This window comes from Oxalicibacterium solurbis (assembly GCF_014635845.1).
In the GTDB taxonomy this organism is placed as follows: Bacteria; Pseudomonadota; Gammaproteobacteria; order Burkholderiales; family Burkholderiaceae_D; genus Oxalicibacterium; species Oxalicibacterium solurbis.
The window spans coordinates 1,107,750-1,123,957 of the sequence record NZ_BMDP01000001.1; the positions used below are offsets into that span (position 1 = coordinate 1,107,750).

Genomic DNA, 16,208 nt, shown 5'->3' on the forward strand with positions numbered 1-16,208 from the left:
GGCTCCACCCTCAACCTGCGAGAAAACCGCCATGTTCTTTGCCAAATTTCTACACATACTGGGCTTCACCATCTGGATCGGCGGCATGTTCTTCGCCCACAATGCCTTGCGGCCGACGGTCGCCGTCACGCTGGAACCGCCGCTGCGCCTGACGCTGCTGGCCGGTGTCTTCACCCGCTTCTTTTTCTGGGTCTGGATTGCGATCGCGCTGATACTCGGCAGCGGCCTCGCCATGATGGCGCAGATGGGCAAGCCGCCCGTGCCCGTCACGCTGATGGCCGTGATCGGCATTGTCATGATGCTGATCTTCGGCCACATCTTCTTCGCGCCTTACCGCCGCCTCAAGCGGCATGTCGCCGCGCAGGAATGGCAGGCGGCGGGCGTCGCCATGGCCAGCATCCGCAAGCTGGTCGCCGTCAATCTGGTGCTCGGCCTGATCACCATCCTGATCGGCGGACTCGGGCCGCTGGCTTATTGAACGCATTCGCTCCGTAGCATGCACCCCATAAAAATCCGGCCTTGGCCGGATTTTTTCATGCAGCCTGAAACAGAATATTCATAATTGAAAGACAACATCTCGCGCGGCACGCTAGAATCGCATCATCACCATCACCGGCGATGCCCTCATGCCCAACTTCCTTTCGCGGTTGCCGCAAACCCTTCGCACCTTCTCGCGCAAGCCGGCCGCCAGACGCAGCTTCATCGGGCTGCTGGCCTTCATCCTGCTGATCGGCCTGTTCGGCTACTTCGTTCTTCCGGGCATCATCAAGTCGCAGGCAGAGCAACTGATCTCCGAAAAACTCAATCGGCAAACCACGATCGGCAAGGTCGACGTCAGCCCGTACGCGATGCGCGTGACGATTCACGACATGAAGATGATGGAACCGGAAGGCGATGCCGTCTTCGCCAGCTTCGGCGCGCTGACGGTGAACGTCTCGCTGCAATCGCTGTTCCGCTTCGCCCCGGTGATCGAGGAATTCAAACTCGATGCGCCCTATGTGCATCTGGTGCGCAAGGACGCGCAGCACTACAACATCGACGACCTGATCGCACTGGCCAACAGCCAGCCGCCAAAGCAGGAAGACAGCAAGCCGGCGCGCTTCTCGGTTTTCAACATCCAGATCAACGGCGGCCGCTTCGAACTCGACGACAAGCTGGAACAGGTGGTGCACAAGATCACCGACCTGAAGCTGGGCATTCCCTTCATCTCGTCGCTGCCGTCGCAGGTCGACGTCTTCGTCGAACCGATGCTGAGTGCCAACATCAACGGCACGCCGCTGCTGGTCAAGGGCAAGGCGCATCCGTTCGCCGATCCGATGGAAGCCACTGTCGATCTGAATCTCGACAACCTGGACCTGACGACCTACCTGAAATACATTCCCGGCACGCCGCACTTCAAGCTGCCGAGCGCACGGCTGGACATGAACATGGTCGCGCACTTCCAGCAGAAAAAGGATGCAGCGCCGGCGCTGCTGCTGACCGGCGACGTCACGCTGAAGAACGTTCAGCTCAACGACGCCAGCGACAAATCCATCCTGAAACTGCCGTCGCTGAAGGTCACGCTGCAGGATGCAAAAGTACTCGATAGCAAAATCGCCGTGGCACGCGTTGCCATCGATGGCATCGAAACCAGCATCGCGCGCGCGGCCGGCGGCCGGCTCAATATCGACAACCTGCTGACACCGCCCACGGCAACGGCGCCAAAGGCCGTACAAAAATCGCAGCCCAAGCAAGCCAAGGCTTCCACACCGGCCGAGCAGGCCGCGCCATCGACCGCCGCCGCAACCGCCACAGAAGCGGACAAGCAGACGACGAAACAGGCGCCACCGGCAAAATCGGCCGAACCGCTGGTACTGGCGCTCGGCGAACTCGAGATCCGCAATGCGGCGTTCAGCTATGCGGATGCGCAAGCGGCGCAGCCGATGCAAGCCGGCGCCAAGAATTTCGACCTCAACGTACGCAACGTCAACGTCGATACCGGCAAACGCATCGTCGACATCGGCGAAGTCGTCTCGAACCGAGCCGGCTTCTCGCTGCAGCAGGGCAACCCGCCTGCCGCGCGCAAGCGCAACGGCAATGCAGCCACGACTTCGACGCCATCGAAACCGGCCGCGAAGAAAAATGGCAAAAAGGATGAAACGGAAGAATCGGGCTATATCGTCAACATCGGCAAGATCGCGATTGCCGACTGGTCTGCGCAGCTTGAAGACCGCAGCCTGCGCCGCCCTGCCGTGACGACGATCGCGCCGCTGAATCTGGCGATGCAGAACGTATCGACCAAACCGGATGCACGCGGCCGCATCGATCTGCAGGCCACCGTCAACAAGAACGGCAAGCTGTCGGTACAGGGCGAACTGGGGATGGCGCCGCTGTACGGCGATCTGGCGCTGGATTTCCGGCAGGTCGACATCATGCAGCTGCAGCCCTACTTCACCGATCAGGTCAACATCCTGCTGACGCGCGCCAACGTCTCCGGCAAAGGCGCGCTGCGCTTTGCACAGACCAAGGGCAACTTTACCGGCAGCTTCAAGGGCGATGTCGCGCTCGATGACCTGGCGACCGTCGACAAGCTCAGCGCCAGCGATTTCCTGCGCTGGAAATCGCTGAGTGTCAAAGGCATGAACGTCAACTTCTCGCCGTTCTCGCTGGATATCGATCAGGTCGCACTCAACAGTTTCTTCGCGCGCATCATCATCGACCAGACCGGCCGCCTTAACCTGCAGGACATTGTGCGCGGCGAGGATGGTGCGCAGAAAAGCGTGACCGGACAGGAACACAATCCAGCCGCCACACAGGAGCGCGTGCGCGGCACCAACGTCGCCAGCGCACCGTTGCAACAGCCGGCAAAACCCGCCAGTGCGGTACCGCCGATCAAGATCGGCAAAGTCCTGCTGCGCGGCGGCCGCGTCCGCTTTACCGACAACTTCATCAGGCCGCATTACACCGCCACCCTGGAACGGCTGGGTGGCACGGTGGCGGGGCTGTCGTCGGATACAAACAGCAACGCCAACGTCGACCTGAAAGGGTTGGTCAACAGCGCGCCGCTGGCAGTGGCCGGCCGTATCAATCCGCTGAAAGGCGATCTGTCGATGGATATCCGCGCCGAAGTGCGCGGCATGGAACTGGCGCCGCTGTCGACTTATTCCGGCCGCTACATCGGCTACGGCATCGAGAAGGGCAAGCTGACCTTCGACGTGTCGTACAAGGTCGAGGATCGCGTGCTGACCGCACAGAACCGGCTGATCCTCGAACAACTGACATTGGGCGACAAGGTCGACAGCCCCGATGCGCCGTCGCTGCCGGTGCAGTTCGCGCTGTCGCTGCTGAAAGACCGCAACGGCGTCATCGACATCAACCTGCCGATCGGCGGCTCGCTCGACGATCCGCAATTCTCGATCGGCGGCATCATCGTCAAGGTCATCGTCAACCTGATCACGAAAGCGGTGACGGCGCCGTTCACGCTGATCGGTTCGATGTTCGGCGGCGGCGAGGAGTTGTCGCATCTGGCCTTCGATCCGGGCCGTGCGGCACTGACCGACAAGGCATCGGAAAAACTGAAGACCATCGCCAAGGCGCTGGACGACCGCCCGGCGCTGAAACTGGAAATCACCGGCCGTACCGATCCGCAGGCAGACCGCGAAGGCCTGAAGCGCGCATCGATAGACCGCAAGGTCCGCGCGCTGAAGCTGAAGGATATGGTCGCGCGCGGCCAGTCTGCCGAAGGTGCGCGCGTGACTGTCACGCCACAGGAATATCCGGTGCTGCTGAAGCGCGTCTACAAGGATGAAGACTTCAAGAAGCCGCGCAACATGATCGGCATGCAGAAGGATCTGCCGGTAGAGGAAATGGAAAAATTGATGACCGAAAACGCCAAGGTCGGCGACGACGATCTCATCGTGCTGGGCAATCGCCGCGCACAGGCAGCGAAGGACTGGCTGACGACCGAAGGCAAGATTCCGGCCGAACGCATCTTCATCCTCGCATCGAAATCCGGCGCCGATGCAAAAGATGGTGCGTCAGCATCGCGCGTCGATTTTTCACTTAAATGACAGTACCAATAAAGCAAGTTAGGAGCGCAGGTGAAATCAAGTACAAACACTTTCACCATCATCGTCCGCAGTCCGGGACGGCAACACGAGGAAGCATGGGACGTAATTGAACCACGCGAAATAGTCTTCTGGAAAGCGGCTGCATCAAAGCTCGCAAATCGTAACTACCATCACAAAAATTGTGTTGCAGAAGTAAATCTTGATTGGACGCCGCTCATTCGAAGATTAGCCCGCGACCATAATCTGCTTATTCCAGTCAGAACAGGGAAGCCCACGTCCATTAACTGGTACACCAAGCTGCAAAGACCTCTGCGCTTAAAAGCTACTTGTGTGATCACCGGAACCAACAATTTAAGTTCGTATCCTTGGTATCCAAAGTTCTTCATCGAATACTTTCTCTACGAAGTCTTCATGATTGTAAACTTGACGTTCCCCGGTTCTGGCGAGTTCCTAAACTTTGAAGTTCAGGGTATGGATAGGCCCTCAAATCAAAGGTTAGGGTTGTCGGCGTTCTATTTCTCAGAGTGGATGATCCAAACAGTAGAAGGTAAATCGCCGAAAGCAAAGATTCTGGACCTTGATCAGACCATTGATTGGTTTAGCAAAGTAAACCCTCATGTGACACAGAAGGCAGAGAACAATACCCAAAAAGCCCTTTATGCCACCTATCAGCTCTGCCAAAGCAATGGTCAGATTGATTTCGTCTTATGGCTTTTCAATGCATTGGAATCGTTGCTCAGCACAAAAGTCGGGGAGAACTTCTCCGGAATTGTTCGACGAACAAATAGTTTGCTTGAATTAGGCGAAAAGCAAAAGAATCATTGTCAAAAAATCTTACGAAAATTGTATGACCTTCGAAGCTCCTTTGTACACGGGGGATATGAAGCACCTCATCCACTTCACAATGAACCGATTGATCCAAGACTAAATGACGACTATATGAAGATGCTTTTACTTAGCATAGAAGGCTTTGCAATCCTGGGAGCGCTGCTTCAAGCACTGATTGAAAAGCAAATCCCTTTTGTGGCCTTTGAAGAACGTGTTATTGCGACTCATAACAATATCTGACATGTCGAACGCAAGCTTGTGCTGTTGATTCCATAAAATTTCACCTTGCGTCCATCCGATCAGTCAACAATTGGATTAGCACAACAAATTCCACAAAAACACTACCCTCCTTGCCTTTGTCAAGACTGTTGTAATTCGCCGTTTTGCGTATCATCTAGCGCTCGTTTTACATTTCCCCGAATCTCATGCTGCCTTCGATCGAATTACGCCTCGCCCACGAACTCGCCGCCAAACCGCAACAGATCGCCGCCGCCGTCGCCCTGCTGGACGAAGGCGCCACCGTGCCGTTCATCGCGCGCTACCGCAAGGAAGCGACCGGCGGTCTCGACGATACGCAATTGCGCCTGCTGGAAGAACGGCTGCGCTATCTACGTGAACTGGAAGACCGGCGCGCCGCGATCATCGCGTCGATCGAGGAACAGAAGAAGATGACGCCGGAATTGCTGGATGCGATCACACATGCGGAAGACAAGACGCGTCTCGAAGACCTGTACCTGCCGTACAAACCCAAGCGCCGCACCAAGGCACAGATCGCCGCCGAAGCGGGCCTGACCCCGCTGGCCGATACCTTGCTGGCCGATCCTGCGTTGTCGCCGGAAGTCGAAGCGGAAAAATATCTGAAGCCGGCCTTTACCGTCGATGGCACCGAAAACCCGGGCGTGCCGGATGCGAAAGCCGCGCTGGATGGTGCACGCCAGATCCTGATGGAACGCTTTGCGGAAGATGCGACGCTGCTGCAGTCGCTGCGCGAATACCTGAACGAGCATGGCATCGTCGAGTCGAAGGTGGTCGACGGCAAACAAGATGCGGGCGCGAAGTTTGCCGACTACTTCGACTATTCGGAAACGCTCGGCACGATTCCGTCGCATCGCGCGCTGGCGTTGTTCCGCGGCCGCCGCGAGGAAATGCTGAACGTCAATCTGCGCCTCGATTCCGAAGAGGAAAAACCGAAATGGGACGCACCGCACAATCCGTGCGAGGAACGCATCGCCAAACGCTTCGGTATCGCCAATCAAAACCGTCCGGCCGACAAATGGCTGTCCGACACCGTGCGCTGGACCTGGCGCGTGAAAGTCTTCATGCATCTGGAAACGGAATTGATGACCACGCTGCGCGAGAAAGCCGAACAGGAAGCGATCAACGTGTTCGCGCGCAACCTGAAGGATCTGCTGCTGGCCGCGCCGGCCGGTCCGCGTGCGACGATGGGTCTCGATCCCGGCCTGCGCACCGGTGTGAAAGTCGCCGTCGTCGATGCCACCGGCAAGGTTGTCGATACGGCGACCATCTATCCGCACGAACCGCGCCGCGACTGGGACGGCTCGCTGCACACACTGGCGCTGCTCGCTGCCAAACACAATGTCGCGCTGATCTCGATCGGCAACGGCACCGCCTCGCGCGAAACCGACAAGCTGGCGCAGGACCTGATCAAGCTGGCGCCGGAATTGAAGCTGACCAAGATCGTCGTCTCCGAAGCCGGCGCCTCCGTCTACTCTGCTTCCGAATTCGCCTCGCGCGAATTGCCGGAACTGGACGTCACGCTGCGCGGCGCCGTCTCGATCGCGCGCCGCCTGCAGGACCCGCTGGCGGAACTGGTGAAGATCGATCCGAAATCGATCGGCGTCGGTCAATACCAGCATGATGTCGGCCAGACGCAGCTTGCACGTTCGCTGGATGCCGTGGTCGAAGATTGCGTGAACGCCGTCGGTGTCGACGTCAACACCGCATCTGCGCCTCTGCTGGCGCGCGTCTCGGGACTGAACAACAGCGTTGCACAAAGCATCGTCAGCTATCGCGACATGAAGGGCATGTTCGCGTCACGCGAAGCCTTGCGTGCGGTACCGCGTCTGGGTGACAAGACGTTCGAGCAGGCAGCAGGATTCCTGCGCGTGATGAACGGCGACAATCCGCTCGACGCATCGGCCGTGCATCCGGAATCGTATCCGCTGGTCGAAAAAATCCTGGCCGACATCAACAAGGATGTAAAGAATGTCGTCGGCGACAGCAAGCTGCTGAAATCGCTGAATCCGGCGAAATATGCCGATGAGCAATTCGGCGTGCCGACCGTCACCGATATCCTGAAAGAACTCGACAAGCCGGGCCGCGACCCGCGCCCGGAATTCACGACCGCAACCTTCAAGGAAGGCGTCGAGGAAATTCGCGACCTGCGGCCGGACATGATTCTGGAAGGCGTGGTCACCAACGTCGCCGCGTTCGGCGCCTTCGTCGATATCGGCGTGCATCAGGACGGACTCGTGCACATTTCCGCGCTGTCGAACACTTTTGTGAAAGACCCGCACACGGTCGTGAAGGCTGGCCAGGTCGTCAAGGTGAAAGTGCTGGAAGTCGACGAGAAGCGCAAGCGCATCGCGCTGACGATGCGCCTGTCCGATAGTGCGCCCGCTGCCGGCAGTCGTCCGGAACAACGGGGCGACCGGAACGACCAGCGCCGTCTGTCGCAACAACAGCGCGCGCCTCAGCCGCAGGTCGGCGGTGCAATGGCGGCCGCCTTTGCAAAATTGAAATCCTGATGCAGTGCAGCGTGCCGGCCCGGATTTTCCTATAATGGCGGATTCAAGCAGTATCAACCCCAATGTGAGGCCGCAATGAGCGACGAAGTACAAACCTGGATCAAGGAAACCGTGACGCAGCACCCTGTCGTGCTGTTCATGAAAGGCACCGCGCAGTTCCCGCAATGCGGCTTTTCCGGCAAGGCGATCGCCCTGCTGAAGGAAGCCGGCGTCAAGGATCTGATCACGGTGAACGTGTTGGACGATGCTGAAGTTCGCCAGGGCATCAAGGACTATTCGAACTGGCCGACCGTGCCGCAACTGTACGTAAAAGGCGAATTCATCGGCGGCTCGGACATCATGACCGAGATGTTCGAATCCGGCGAACTGCATACGCTGCTGAAAGACTGACGTGACGGCAACCGCCGGCGCAGCCGAAATGACGACGCAGCCCAAACGGTTGATCGTTGCCATCACCGGCGCGACCGGCGTCATCTACGGCGTGCGCCTGCTGCAGGCGCTGCGCGCCATCGCAGGCGTGGAAACCCACTTGCTGGTTTCGGAAGCAGGCGTACTGAATCTGCACCAGGAGCTCGATCTCAACCGCAAGGATGTGGAAGCGCTGGCCGACGTCACGTACAACGTGCGCGATATCGGCGCTGCGATCGCCAGCGGTTCGTTTCAATCCGACGGCATGATCGTCGCACCGTGTTCGATGAAAACGCTGGCCGCCGTCGCGCACGGCTTTTCCGACAACCTGATCGCCCGCGCGGCCGATGTCACACTGAAGGAACGCCGCCGCCTCGTGCTGATGGTGCGCGAGACGCCGTTCAATCTCGCCCACCTGCGCAACATGACAGCCGTTACCGAAATGGGCGGCATCATCTTTCCGCCGCTTCCCGGCTTCTACCACCGCCCTGCTTCCATCGAAGAAATGGTCGATCACACGCTCGGCCGCGTGCTCGACCTGTTCGATCTGCAACACACTCTCGCTCCACGCTGGTCCGGCCTGAAAACGCCGGACTGACCACAGGCTTCGCGCCTTGATTCCCCGATCAAACACTGCGGCAAGGCAACCTTGCCGCTTTGCCATTGGCATGTCGGCAAGTCCTTAAAAATTTATCGCCTTCCGCCTTCGCATCGTCGCGCACCGAACATATACTGTGTTTTTATACAGTATATTGAATTCGCCATGCCAGACCGAGACGATGAATCGAACAACGAAGCGCAATGGATCGTCGCGCCGCTGAAGGGCCGCAAGGGGCGCGGCGCCGTCACCAACATGCAGGGACGCTACGAACTGCAAACCCGCGAAGTCTTCGACGACGGCTGGAGCGACTGCAACGACGAAACTACCGGGCAAGGCGAAACCGCCGACGAAACCGCTGCAGATGAATCTGCTGCAGCATGGAAAACGCAAGTCATCGAAGAGCGGGCAAAGACCATCCTGTCACGCAATTCGTCGCCCGACTTGCCGTTCGGCGTGTCGCTGAATCCGTACCGCGGTTGCGAGCACGGCTGTATCTACTGCTTCGCGCGCCCCACGCACAGCTATCTCGGCCTGTCGCCGGGACTGGATTTTGAAAGCCGCATCTTCGCCAAAGTGAATGCACCGGAACTGCTGCGTCGCGAACTCGCCAGCCCTTCCTACAGGCCCGAGTCGATCGCGCTGGGCATCAACACCGACGCCTATCAGCCCTGCGAGCGCGAGCTGAAGCTGACGCGCCGCGTGCTCGAAGTGCTGCATGAATGCCAGCATCCGGTCGGGCTGATCACCAAATCCGCATTGATCGAACGCGATATCGACCTGCTGTCGGACATGGCATCGAAACGGTTGGCATCGGTCGCCGTCACGATCACCACGCTGGACCCGACGATCGCGCGCACGCTGGAACCGCGCGCCGCTGCGCCGGCACGACGGCTGCGCACGATACGCACGCTGACCGATGCCGGCATTCCGGTTGGTGTCAGCATCGCGCCGGTGATTCCGTTCGTGACCGAACCCGATCTCGAACGCATACTCGCGGCCGTCGCCGAAGCCGGCGTCATCAGCGCCGGCTTCATCGTGCTGCGCCTGCCATGGGAAGTCGGCCCGCTGTTCCGCCAATGGCTACAGGCGCATTTCCCCGATCGCGCGCAACGCGTGATGAATCGCATCCAGGACATGCGCGGCGGCAAAGATTACGACGCGGCATTCGGCACGCGGATGAAAGGCGAAGGATTGTGGGCGGAATTGATACAGCGACGTTTCGACATCGCCGTCGAACGGCTCGGCATCGGCCGGCGCGTCACGCGCTTCACATCGCTGGACAATTCACGCTTCCGTCGTCCCTTGCATGTACCTGCCGCTGTCGGTAAAACGCATGGCAACCAGCTCGACCTTTTCGGCAACACCGAATGACGGCACTACACTTGCCGCCACGCATTGACGACATATGCACCATCACGCTGAACGAAATCTTCTTTTCCCGGGTCGAAAATGGATAGTCACCGCTGATAAAGGAGGAAGACATGACCACTTGGATCGTTGCCGCCGATGAACATCGCGCCCGGATTTTCGAAGCCGACAATCTTCGCGCTCCATTCCGCGAAATCGAAGCATTCCTGAATCCCGAAGCGCGCCTGCGCGAACAAGATTTGAACACCGATGCGAACGGTCGCTATTCCGGCAAACGCGGACTGGTCAACGGCTCATCCGCCGAACCGGACCATAGCGCCGTGTTGCATAAGACCACGCTGTTTTCCAAATCGGTCAGCGATTATCTGGACAAGGCGCGCATCGAACACCGCTACGATCAATTGACGCTGATTGCCTTTCCGAAATTCCTCGGCATGCTGCGGCAAAACATGAGCAAGGAAGTGCAACAGCTGGTGACGAAAGAAGTCTCGAAGAATATTTCCGGACTGGAATCACGGCAGATTGCGCAGTATGTGCGTACCTGGCTGCATTGATTGCCGACCGTTGACTCGACTGTAAAAAGCAAAAGGCCATTCCAAAGAATGGCCTTTATTTTTCCTGGTGCCGGCTGCAGGACTCGAACCCGCCACCCCATGATTACAAATCATGTGCTCTACCTGATGAGCTAAGCCGGCAAAGAGCGCGTATTGTACCTACTTAATACGCGTCAGAGTAGGCCTGCCGCTTTTTTTCGGTGGTTCCGGATCGTGTTCGGGATCATCGCTGCCTTCGCTGTCAGCTGGCCGCTCCGTCGGCACCGATGCCAGAATCGGCGTGGTGGATTCCGGCGCATCGACCGGCTCCACCTGCCCGGCATCGGCCGTATTGGTGGCTTCGAATGCCATGCCCTGCCCGTTCTCACGTGCATAGATGGCAACGACATTATCGACCGGCACGACGATGTCGCGCGAGACGCCGCCAAAGCGCGCACTGAAGCGGATCAATTCGTTTTCCATCTTCAGGCCGCTGGTGGCGCTGAAACTGATGTTCAGCACGATCTCGCCATTCTTGACGAATTCCATCGGTACACGCGTATGTCCATCGACGACGACTGCCATGTAAGGCGTATAGCCGTTATCCGTGCACCATTCATAGATGGCGCGCAGCAGGTAAGGCTTGGTAGATGTTTCAGACATGATGAAATACTGCGGATTGCTACGGATTTGCCGCGCCCCGCCTGCAAGTTGCGCAGGAAAGACGCGGCCGGATCTTAGCGACGCATGACCTTTTCGGATGGCGTCAATGCTTCGATGTAGGCAGGACGCGAGAAGATGCGCTCGGCGTACTTCATCAATGGCGCTGCAGTCTTGGACAACTCGATGCCGTAGTGATCGAGGCGCCAGAGCAGCGGCGCGATCGCCACGTCCAGCATCGAGAACTCGTCGCCCAGCATGTACTTGTTCTTCAGGAACAGCGGTGCCAGCGTGGTCAGGCGATCGCGGATTTCGTTACGCGCCTTTTCCTGGATTTTCTCGCCGCCGCGGCCTTTGTCGTTCTCCAGCGTATGCACGTGGATGAACAATTCCTTCTCGAAATTGAACAGCATCAGGCGCGCACGCGCACGCATCAGCGGATCGGCCGGCATCAATTGCGGATGCGGGAAACGCTCGTCGATGTACTCGTTGATGATGTTGGATTCGTACAGCACCAGATCGCGTTCGACCAGGATAGGCACCTGGCCGTACGGATTCATCGTCGAAATGTCTTCCGGTTTGTTGAACAGATCAACGTCGCGCACTTCGAAATCCATGCCCTTTTCAAACAGGACGAGGCGGCAGCGTTGGGAGAATGGGCAGGTCGTGCCCGAGTAAAGAACCATCATTGTGCAGTTTCCTTAGAAACAAAAGGGTGAGACGCTGGACGGCTCACCCCGGAACAACTGCCCGCAACCGCTGCGGGCACGAATTACTTGATCTCTTTCCAATAGGAAGCGTTCAAGCGCCAGGTGATCACGATGAAGACACCCAGGAACATCAATACCCAGACGCCGAGGCGTTTGCGGGTATTTTGTGCAGGCTCGGCCATCCAGGTCATGAAAGAAACCAGATCGGCAACCGACTTATCGTACTCCAAGGACGACATTTTACCCGGAGTGACCTCTTCAAAGCCCGCAAACTTGTGAATGACCTTGTTTTCGTCGTGCGGATCCTTGATTTCCTCGTATTTGGCGGCCCTGATTCCTTGCAATTCCCACAAGACGTGCGGCATGCCCACATTCGGGAACACCATGTTGTTCCAGCCGGTCGGGCGGGTATCGTCCTTGTAGAAGGTGCGCAGATAGGTGTACAGCCAGTCCGAACCGCTGCCGGCACCGGAAGCCTTGGCACGTGCGATCACCGACAGATCCGGCGGCGTGGCGCCGAACCAGGCCTTGGCATCCTTGGGTGCCATCGCCACCGTCATCATGTCGCCGACCTTCTCTCCGCTGAACAGCAGGTTTTCCTTGATCTGTTCGTCAGTCAGGCCGATGTCACGCAGCTTGTTGTAACGCATCGACGAAGCGGAATGGCAGTTCAGGCAATAGTTGACGAACAGGCGGGCACCGTTCTGGAGTGCCGCGACATCCCGCGTATGGTCGGGCGCATGGTCCAGCGGAAATTCGGATTCGGCCGCCACCACAAAACCCGGCAGCAGTACCAGCGTCGCAATCAGTTTTTTCAGCAATGTCATGTTCTTTTATCCTTTGCGACTTAGTGCGGATGGAAGACCACGCGGTCGGGAACAGGCTTGAAGGTGCCCATTGCGCTCCACCACGGCATCAGCAGGAAGAAACCGAAATAGACGAAAGTACAGATTTGCGAAACCGTCGTACGGGTATCGGTCGGCGGCTGCACGCCCAGATAGCCCAGGATCAGGAAGACGATGCCGAACACCAGATAGATGTACTTGTGCCAGCTCGGGCGGTAGCGAACCGACTTGACCGGCGACGTATCCAGCCACGGCAGGCCGAACATGATCATCACCGATACGCCCATCAGCACCACACCCCAGAACTTCGCATCGAAAACGAACATGCCGACGATGACCAGCAGGCCGATCACCGCTGCCGCGATCTTGAACTTGCCGGCCAGCCGCGTCTTCAGGATGATCAGCGCGACGTAGGCCGCCACGCCTGCCGCCAGCCAGTACATGAAGTCCGACGTGGTGGCGCGCAGGATCGAGTAAAACGGCGTGAAGTACCAGACCGGCGCGATGTGCGGCGGCGTCTTCAGCGGATCGGCAGGCAGGAAGTTGTTGTACTCGAGGAAGTAGCCACCCATTTCCGGCGCGAAGAACACGACGGCGGAGAATACCGCAAGGAAGATCGTGACGACGAACAGGTCGTGCACCGAGTAGTACGGATGGAACGGAATGCCGTCGAGCGGCACGCCTTTCTCGTCGAGCTTTTCCTTGATCTCGACGCCGTCCGGGTTGCTGGAACCGACTTCATGCAACGCGACAATGTGCGCGATGACGAGGCCGATCAGCACCAGCGGAATCGCGATCACGTGAAAGGCGAAGAAACGGTTCAGCGTCGCATCGGACACCACGTAGTCGCCGCGAATCCACAGCGACAGATCCGGGCCGATGAACGGGATCGCACCGAACAGATTGACGATCACCTGCGCGCCCCAGTACGACATCTGGCCCCATGGCAGCAGATAGCCGAAGAAAGCTTCGGCCATCAGGCACAAGAAGATGCCCACGCCGAACAGCCACACCAGTTCGCGCGGCTTGCGGTACGAACCGTACAACAGGCCCCGCAGCATGTGAATGTAGACGACGATGAAGAAGGCCGACGCGCCGGTCGAATGCATGTAGCGCACCAACCAACCCCACGGTACGTCGCGCATGATGTACTCGACCGAGGCAAACGCGACGTTCGCATCCGGCTTGTAGTGCATGACGAGGAAGATGCCGGTGACGATCTGGATCGCCAGCACCAGCAGCGCAAGCGAACCGAAGACGTAAAGGAAATTGAAATTCTTCGGCGCATAGTATTCGGACAGATGCGCTTTCCAGGTCGACGACAGCGGGAAACGTGCGTCGACCCAGTTCAGCGCCTTGTCACAGGAAGATGCGTCTGCGGGAAGCTGTTTTTCCTGGAATGCCATGATCAAGCCTCCCCTTTCTCGTCCTTGCCGATGACCAGCTTGGCCTCGCCTTCGAACATATAAGGCGGCACCTGCAGATTGTCAGGCGACGGCTTGTTCTTGTAGACGCGGCCGGCCAGATCGAAAGTAGAACCGTGACACGGGCACAGGAAACCACCGTGCCAGTCGTCCGGCAGCGACGGTTGTGCGCCGGTCTGGAATTTCGAGGTAGGGGAACAGCCCAGATGCGGGCAGATGCCAACGACGACCAGGATGTCCTTCTGGCGGGAGCGCCATTCGTTCATCGCATATTCGGGCGTCGTCGAGAATTGGGTACGTTTGGATTCGGGGTCGGCAACGAGAGGGTCGACCTCTTTCAGGGATGCGATCTGTTCCGGCGTACGCTTGAGAATCCAGACCGGTTTGCCGCGCCACTCGACGGTGCGCATTTCTCCGGGAGCCAGCGTGGAGATATCGACTTCAACCGGGGCGCCCGCTGCCTTCGCACGTTCCGACGGTTGAAAGGTTGAAACAAAAACTCCTGTTGTTGCCAGTCCAGCCACGCCGCTTGCCGCACATGTTGCGACAAGCAGGCCTCGCCGACCGGAATCGACCTGCTTTTCGTTGTTCATACTAACCCCAATATGTCTATCGAATCGTACGAAACTACTAGCAACTTTTGATTATAACGGAGACAACTTCCGTTTTAAAAGCAAATGGATGTTCCCTTGAATACGTTGGCGGAACCTTTTGAATGCTTTCGATATTCCATTTGCTTCCTTGTGCGACGCATTATCCACGAATCCACGCTTCTGTTGCACAAATTTGATTTGACCTTTGCGAAGCTGAAAATTAGCATACGTCCGCACGTTGCACTTTTACAAACAGAAGAAAGGAACCGACCATGGGCATGCTGCAAGAATTCAAAACCTTTGCCGTCAAGGGCAATGTGGTTGATCTGGCTGTAGCAGTCATCATCGGCGCAGCATTCGGCAAGATCGTCGATTCGCTGGTGCAGGATATCGTCATGCCGCTCGTCGGCAAGATTTTCGGCGGTCTGGATTTCAGCAATTACTACATCCCGCTGAATAATCAGGCAGCCAACCTGCCACTGGTCGAAGCAAAAAAACTCGGCGCCGTCTTCGCCTACGGCAACTTCATCACGATCTCGCTGAATTTCCTGATCCTGGCGTTCATCATCTTCCAGATGGTACGCATCCTGAACAAGATGAAGAAGGCCGAACCGCCTGCACCGGAAGTCACGCCGGAAGAAATCCAGCTGCTGCGCGAAATCCGCGACTCGCTGAAAAAATAATCCATCGGACCGGCGCCGCACTCCGTGCGCGGCAATCAGCGCGCCTGCAGACGATCCATTTGCAACAAGCCGCGCCGGCTGGCTTCGAACACGGCCTCGCCACGCGAATGCACTGACAGCTTGTCGTAGATATTCTTGATGTGCGTCTGCACGGTGCCGACCGACAGCGATAGTTCCCGCGCTACTTCGCCGTAGCTGTCGCCGCGCGCGATCAAATCCAAGATCGCCGCCTCCCGCTTGGTCAGATTCACCTGCGGCAGCTTTTCGCCGTTCAAGCCGGCGGCTTCGGCCGGCTTGCGCATTCTGGCCAGTACCTTGCGCGCGATCGTCGGACTGATCGGCGATCCGCCTCGCTGCAACTCGAGCAGCGAGGAAACGATGTCCGGCTGCCCGGCATCCTTCAACACATAACCGGAAGCGCCAGCCTCGATGCTGGCCAGCACGTTGTCGTCGTCGCTGGATGCCGTAATGACCATCACGTCGGATTCGGGATAGCGTTCGGCGCAATAGCGGATCACATCGATTCCGGAACCGTCAGGCAGGCCGAGATCGATCAGCAGGATGTCGGCAGACTGCGTCTCCAGCCAGGCCCGTGCGGACTTGACGCAATCCAGCGCAGCCGCCAGTTTCAGCGACGGCTCCTTTTCGATCGCCAGCGACAGGACGCGGCGCGTCACGGCATCGTCTTCGACGACCAGAACGGTGATCGGTTCTGCCTTGTTCAATGATTGCGACATG

General features: G+C 58.1%; 15 protein-coding genes and 1 tRNA gene. 9 read left to right on the forward strand and 7 right to left on the reverse strand.

Annotated features, from left to right (window positions below; translation table 11 throughout):
* Positions 1–31: 31 nt before the first annotated feature.
* The 8 genes from IEV40_RS05360 (at position 32) to IEV40_RS05395 (ending at position 10,576) form a co-directional block, all read left to right on the forward strand.
* Positions 32–478 carry a CopD family protein gene (locus IEV40_RS05360; RefSeq protein WP_188419887.1) on the forward strand — a complete coding sequence of 149 codons (447 nt, stop codon included), beginning with the start codon at positions 32–34 and terminating at the stop codon, positions 476–478.
* A 148-nt stretch (positions 479–626) separates the two neighbouring features.
* On the forward strand, positions 627–4,049 hold the full coding sequence (locus IEV40_RS05365) for a DUF748 domain-containing protein (RefSeq protein ID WP_188419888.1): 3,423 nt from the start codon (positions 627–629) through the stop codon (positions 4,047–4,049).
* A 30-nt stretch (positions 4,050–4,079) separates the two neighbouring features.
* On the forward strand, positions 4,080–5,117 hold the full coding sequence (locus IEV40_RS05370) for a HEPN domain-containing protein (RefSeq protein ID WP_188419889.1): 1,038 nt from the start codon (positions 4,080–4,082) through the stop codon (positions 5,115–5,117).
* A 185-nt stretch (positions 5,118–5,302) separates the two neighbouring features.
* A complete protein-coding gene (locus IEV40_RS05375) occupies positions 5,303–7,645 on the forward strand; it encodes a Tex family protein (protein ID WP_188419890.1) in 2,343 nt (780 codons plus the stop codon).
* A 75-nt stretch (positions 7,646–7,720) separates the two neighbouring features.
* Positions 7,721–8,035: a Grx4 family monothiol glutaredoxin gene (grxD, locus tag IEV40_RS05380; RefSeq protein WP_188419891.1), complete on the forward strand. Its 315-nt coding sequence runs from the start codon at positions 7,721–7,723 to the stop codon at positions 8,033–8,035.
* Positions 8,036–8,063: 28 nt separating this feature from the next.
* Positions 8,064–8,651 (forward strand): UbiX family flavin prenyltransferase, encoded by a 588-nt coding sequence (locus IEV40_RS05385; protein WP_188420026.1) that lies wholly within the window; start codon positions 8,064–8,066, stop codon positions 8,649–8,651.
* A gap of 165 nt (positions 8,652–8,816) precedes the next feature.
* The gene (locus IEV40_RS05390; protein ID WP_188419892.1) at positions 8,817–10,025 is read left to right on the forward strand and encodes a PA0069 family radical SAM protein; all 1,209 of its coding nucleotides are present in this window, start codon (positions 8,817–8,819) and stop codon (positions 10,023–10,025) included.
* A 110-nt stretch (positions 10,026–10,135) separates the two neighbouring features.
* On the forward strand, positions 10,136–10,576 hold the full coding sequence (locus IEV40_RS05395) for a host attachment protein (protein WP_188419893.1): 441 nt from the start codon (positions 10,136–10,138) through the stop codon (positions 10,574–10,576).
* 65 nt (positions 10,577–10,641) lie between these two features.
* Here the strand turns inward: IEV40_RS05395 and IEV40_RS05400 are convergent.
* The 6 genes from IEV40_RS05400 to petA all read right to left on the reverse strand — a co-directional run bounded on the left by IEV40_RS05400 (position 10,642) and on the right by petA (position 14,787).
* Positions 10,642–10,717 (reverse strand) — tRNA-Thr (locus tag IEV40_RS05400).
* Between the two features lie 18 nt (positions 10,718–10,735).
* Positions 10,736–11,218 carry a ClpXP protease specificity-enhancing factor gene (locus IEV40_RS05405; protein WP_188419894.1) on the reverse strand — a complete coding sequence of 161 codons (483 nt, stop codon included), beginning with the start codon at positions 11,216–11,218 and terminating at the stop codon, positions 10,736–10,738.
* Between the two features lie 74 nt (positions 11,219–11,292).
* Entirely contained in the window at positions 11,293–11,904 is a 612-nt protein-coding gene (locus IEV40_RS05410; RefSeq protein WP_188419895.1) for a glutathione S-transferase N-terminal domain-containing protein, read from the reverse strand.
* Positions 11,905–11,987: 83 nt separating this feature from the next.
* Positions 11,988–12,752, reverse strand: a complete 765-nt coding sequence (locus IEV40_RS05415; RefSeq protein WP_188419896.1) for a cytochrome c1 — start codon at positions 12,750–12,752, stop codon at positions 11,988–11,990.
* Between the two features lie 20 nt (positions 12,753–12,772).
* Positions 12,773–14,179: a cytochrome b gene (locus tag IEV40_RS05420; protein WP_188420027.1), complete on the reverse strand. Its 1,407-nt coding sequence runs from the start codon at positions 14,177–14,179 to the stop codon at positions 12,773–12,775.
* The gene (petA, locus tag IEV40_RS05425; protein ID WP_188419897.1) at positions 14,179–14,787 is read right to left on the reverse strand and encodes a ubiquinol-cytochrome c reductase iron-sulfur subunit; all 609 of its coding nucleotides are present in this window, start codon (positions 14,785–14,787) and stop codon (positions 14,179–14,181) included. The genes IEV40_RS05420 and petA overlap by 1 nt, the downstream gene beginning before the upstream one ends.
* A 272-nt stretch (positions 14,788–15,059) precedes the next feature.
* Here petA and mscL point away from each other — a divergent pair, with 272 nt between their 5' ends.
* Positions 15,060–15,470, forward strand: a complete 411-nt coding sequence (mscL, locus tag IEV40_RS05430; RefSeq protein ID WP_308632365.1) for a large conductance mechanosensitive channel protein MscL — start codon at positions 15,060–15,062, stop codon at positions 15,468–15,470.
* A 35-nt stretch (positions 15,471–15,505) separates the two neighbouring features.
* On the opposite strand, the gene IEV40_RS05435 is transcribed toward mscL, so the two are convergent.
* The gene (locus IEV40_RS05435) at positions 15,506–16,207 is read right to left on the reverse strand and encodes a response regulator (protein ID WP_229723959.1); all 702 of its coding nucleotides are present in this window, start codon (positions 16,205–16,207) and stop codon (positions 15,506–15,508) included.
* Position 16,208 lies beyond the last annotated feature (1 nt).

What these genes read in the sequence shown, in the direction of transcription:
- IEV40_RS05365 (WP_188419888.1), top strand. Translation starts at nt 627, where the DNA reads ATGCCCAACTTCCTTTCGCGGTTGCCGCAAACCCTTCGCACCTTCTCG.
- grxD (WP_188419891.1), top strand. Translation starts at nt 7,721, where the DNA reads ATGAGCGACGAAGTACAAACCTGGATCAAGGAAACCGTGACGCAGCAC.
- IEV40_RS05395 (WP_188419893.1), top strand. Translation starts at nt 10,136, where the DNA reads ATGACCACTTGGATCGTTGCCGCCGATGAACATCGCGCCCGGATTTTC.
- IEV40_RS05435 (WP_229723959.1), bottom strand. Translation starts at nt 16,207, where the DNA reads ATGTCGCAATCATTGAACAAGGCAGAACCGATCACCGTTCTGGTCGTC.
- IEV40_RS05415 (WP_188419896.1), bottom strand. Translation starts at nt 12,752, where the DNA reads ATGACATTGCTGAAAAAACTGATTGCGACGCTGGTACTGCTGCCGGGT.
- IEV40_RS05360 (WP_188419887.1), top strand. Translation starts at nt 32, where the DNA reads ATGTTCTTTGCCAAATTTCTACACATACTGGGCTTCACCATCTGGATC.
- IEV40_RS05410 (WP_188419895.1), bottom strand. Translation starts at nt 11,904, where the DNA reads ATGATGGTTCTTTACTCGGGCACGACCTGCCCATTCTCCCAACGCTGC.
- IEV40_RS05390 (WP_188419892.1), top strand. Translation starts at nt 8,817, where the DNA reads ATGCCAGACCGAGACGATGAATCGAACAACGAAGCGCAATGGATCGTC.
- IEV40_RS05385 (WP_188420026.1), top strand. Translation starts at nt 8,064, where the DNA reads ATGACGACGCAGCCCAAACGGTTGATCGTTGCCATCACCGGCGCGACC.
- mscL (WP_308632365.1), top strand. Translation starts at nt 15,060, where the DNA reads ATGGGCATGCTGCAAGAATTCAAAACCTTTGCCGTCAAGGGCAATGTG.
- IEV40_RS05375 (WP_188419890.1), top strand. Translation starts at nt 5,303, where the DNA reads ATGCTGCCTTCGATCGAATTACGCCTCGCCCACGAACTCGCCGCCAAA.
- IEV40_RS05405 (WP_188419894.1), bottom strand. Translation starts at nt 11,218, where the DNA reads ATGTCTGAAACATCTACCAAGCCTTACCTGCTGCGCGCCATCTATGAA.
- petA (WP_188419897.1), bottom strand. Translation starts at nt 14,787, where the DNA reads ATGAACAACGAAAAGCAGGTCGATTCCGGTCGGCGAGGCCTGCTTGTC.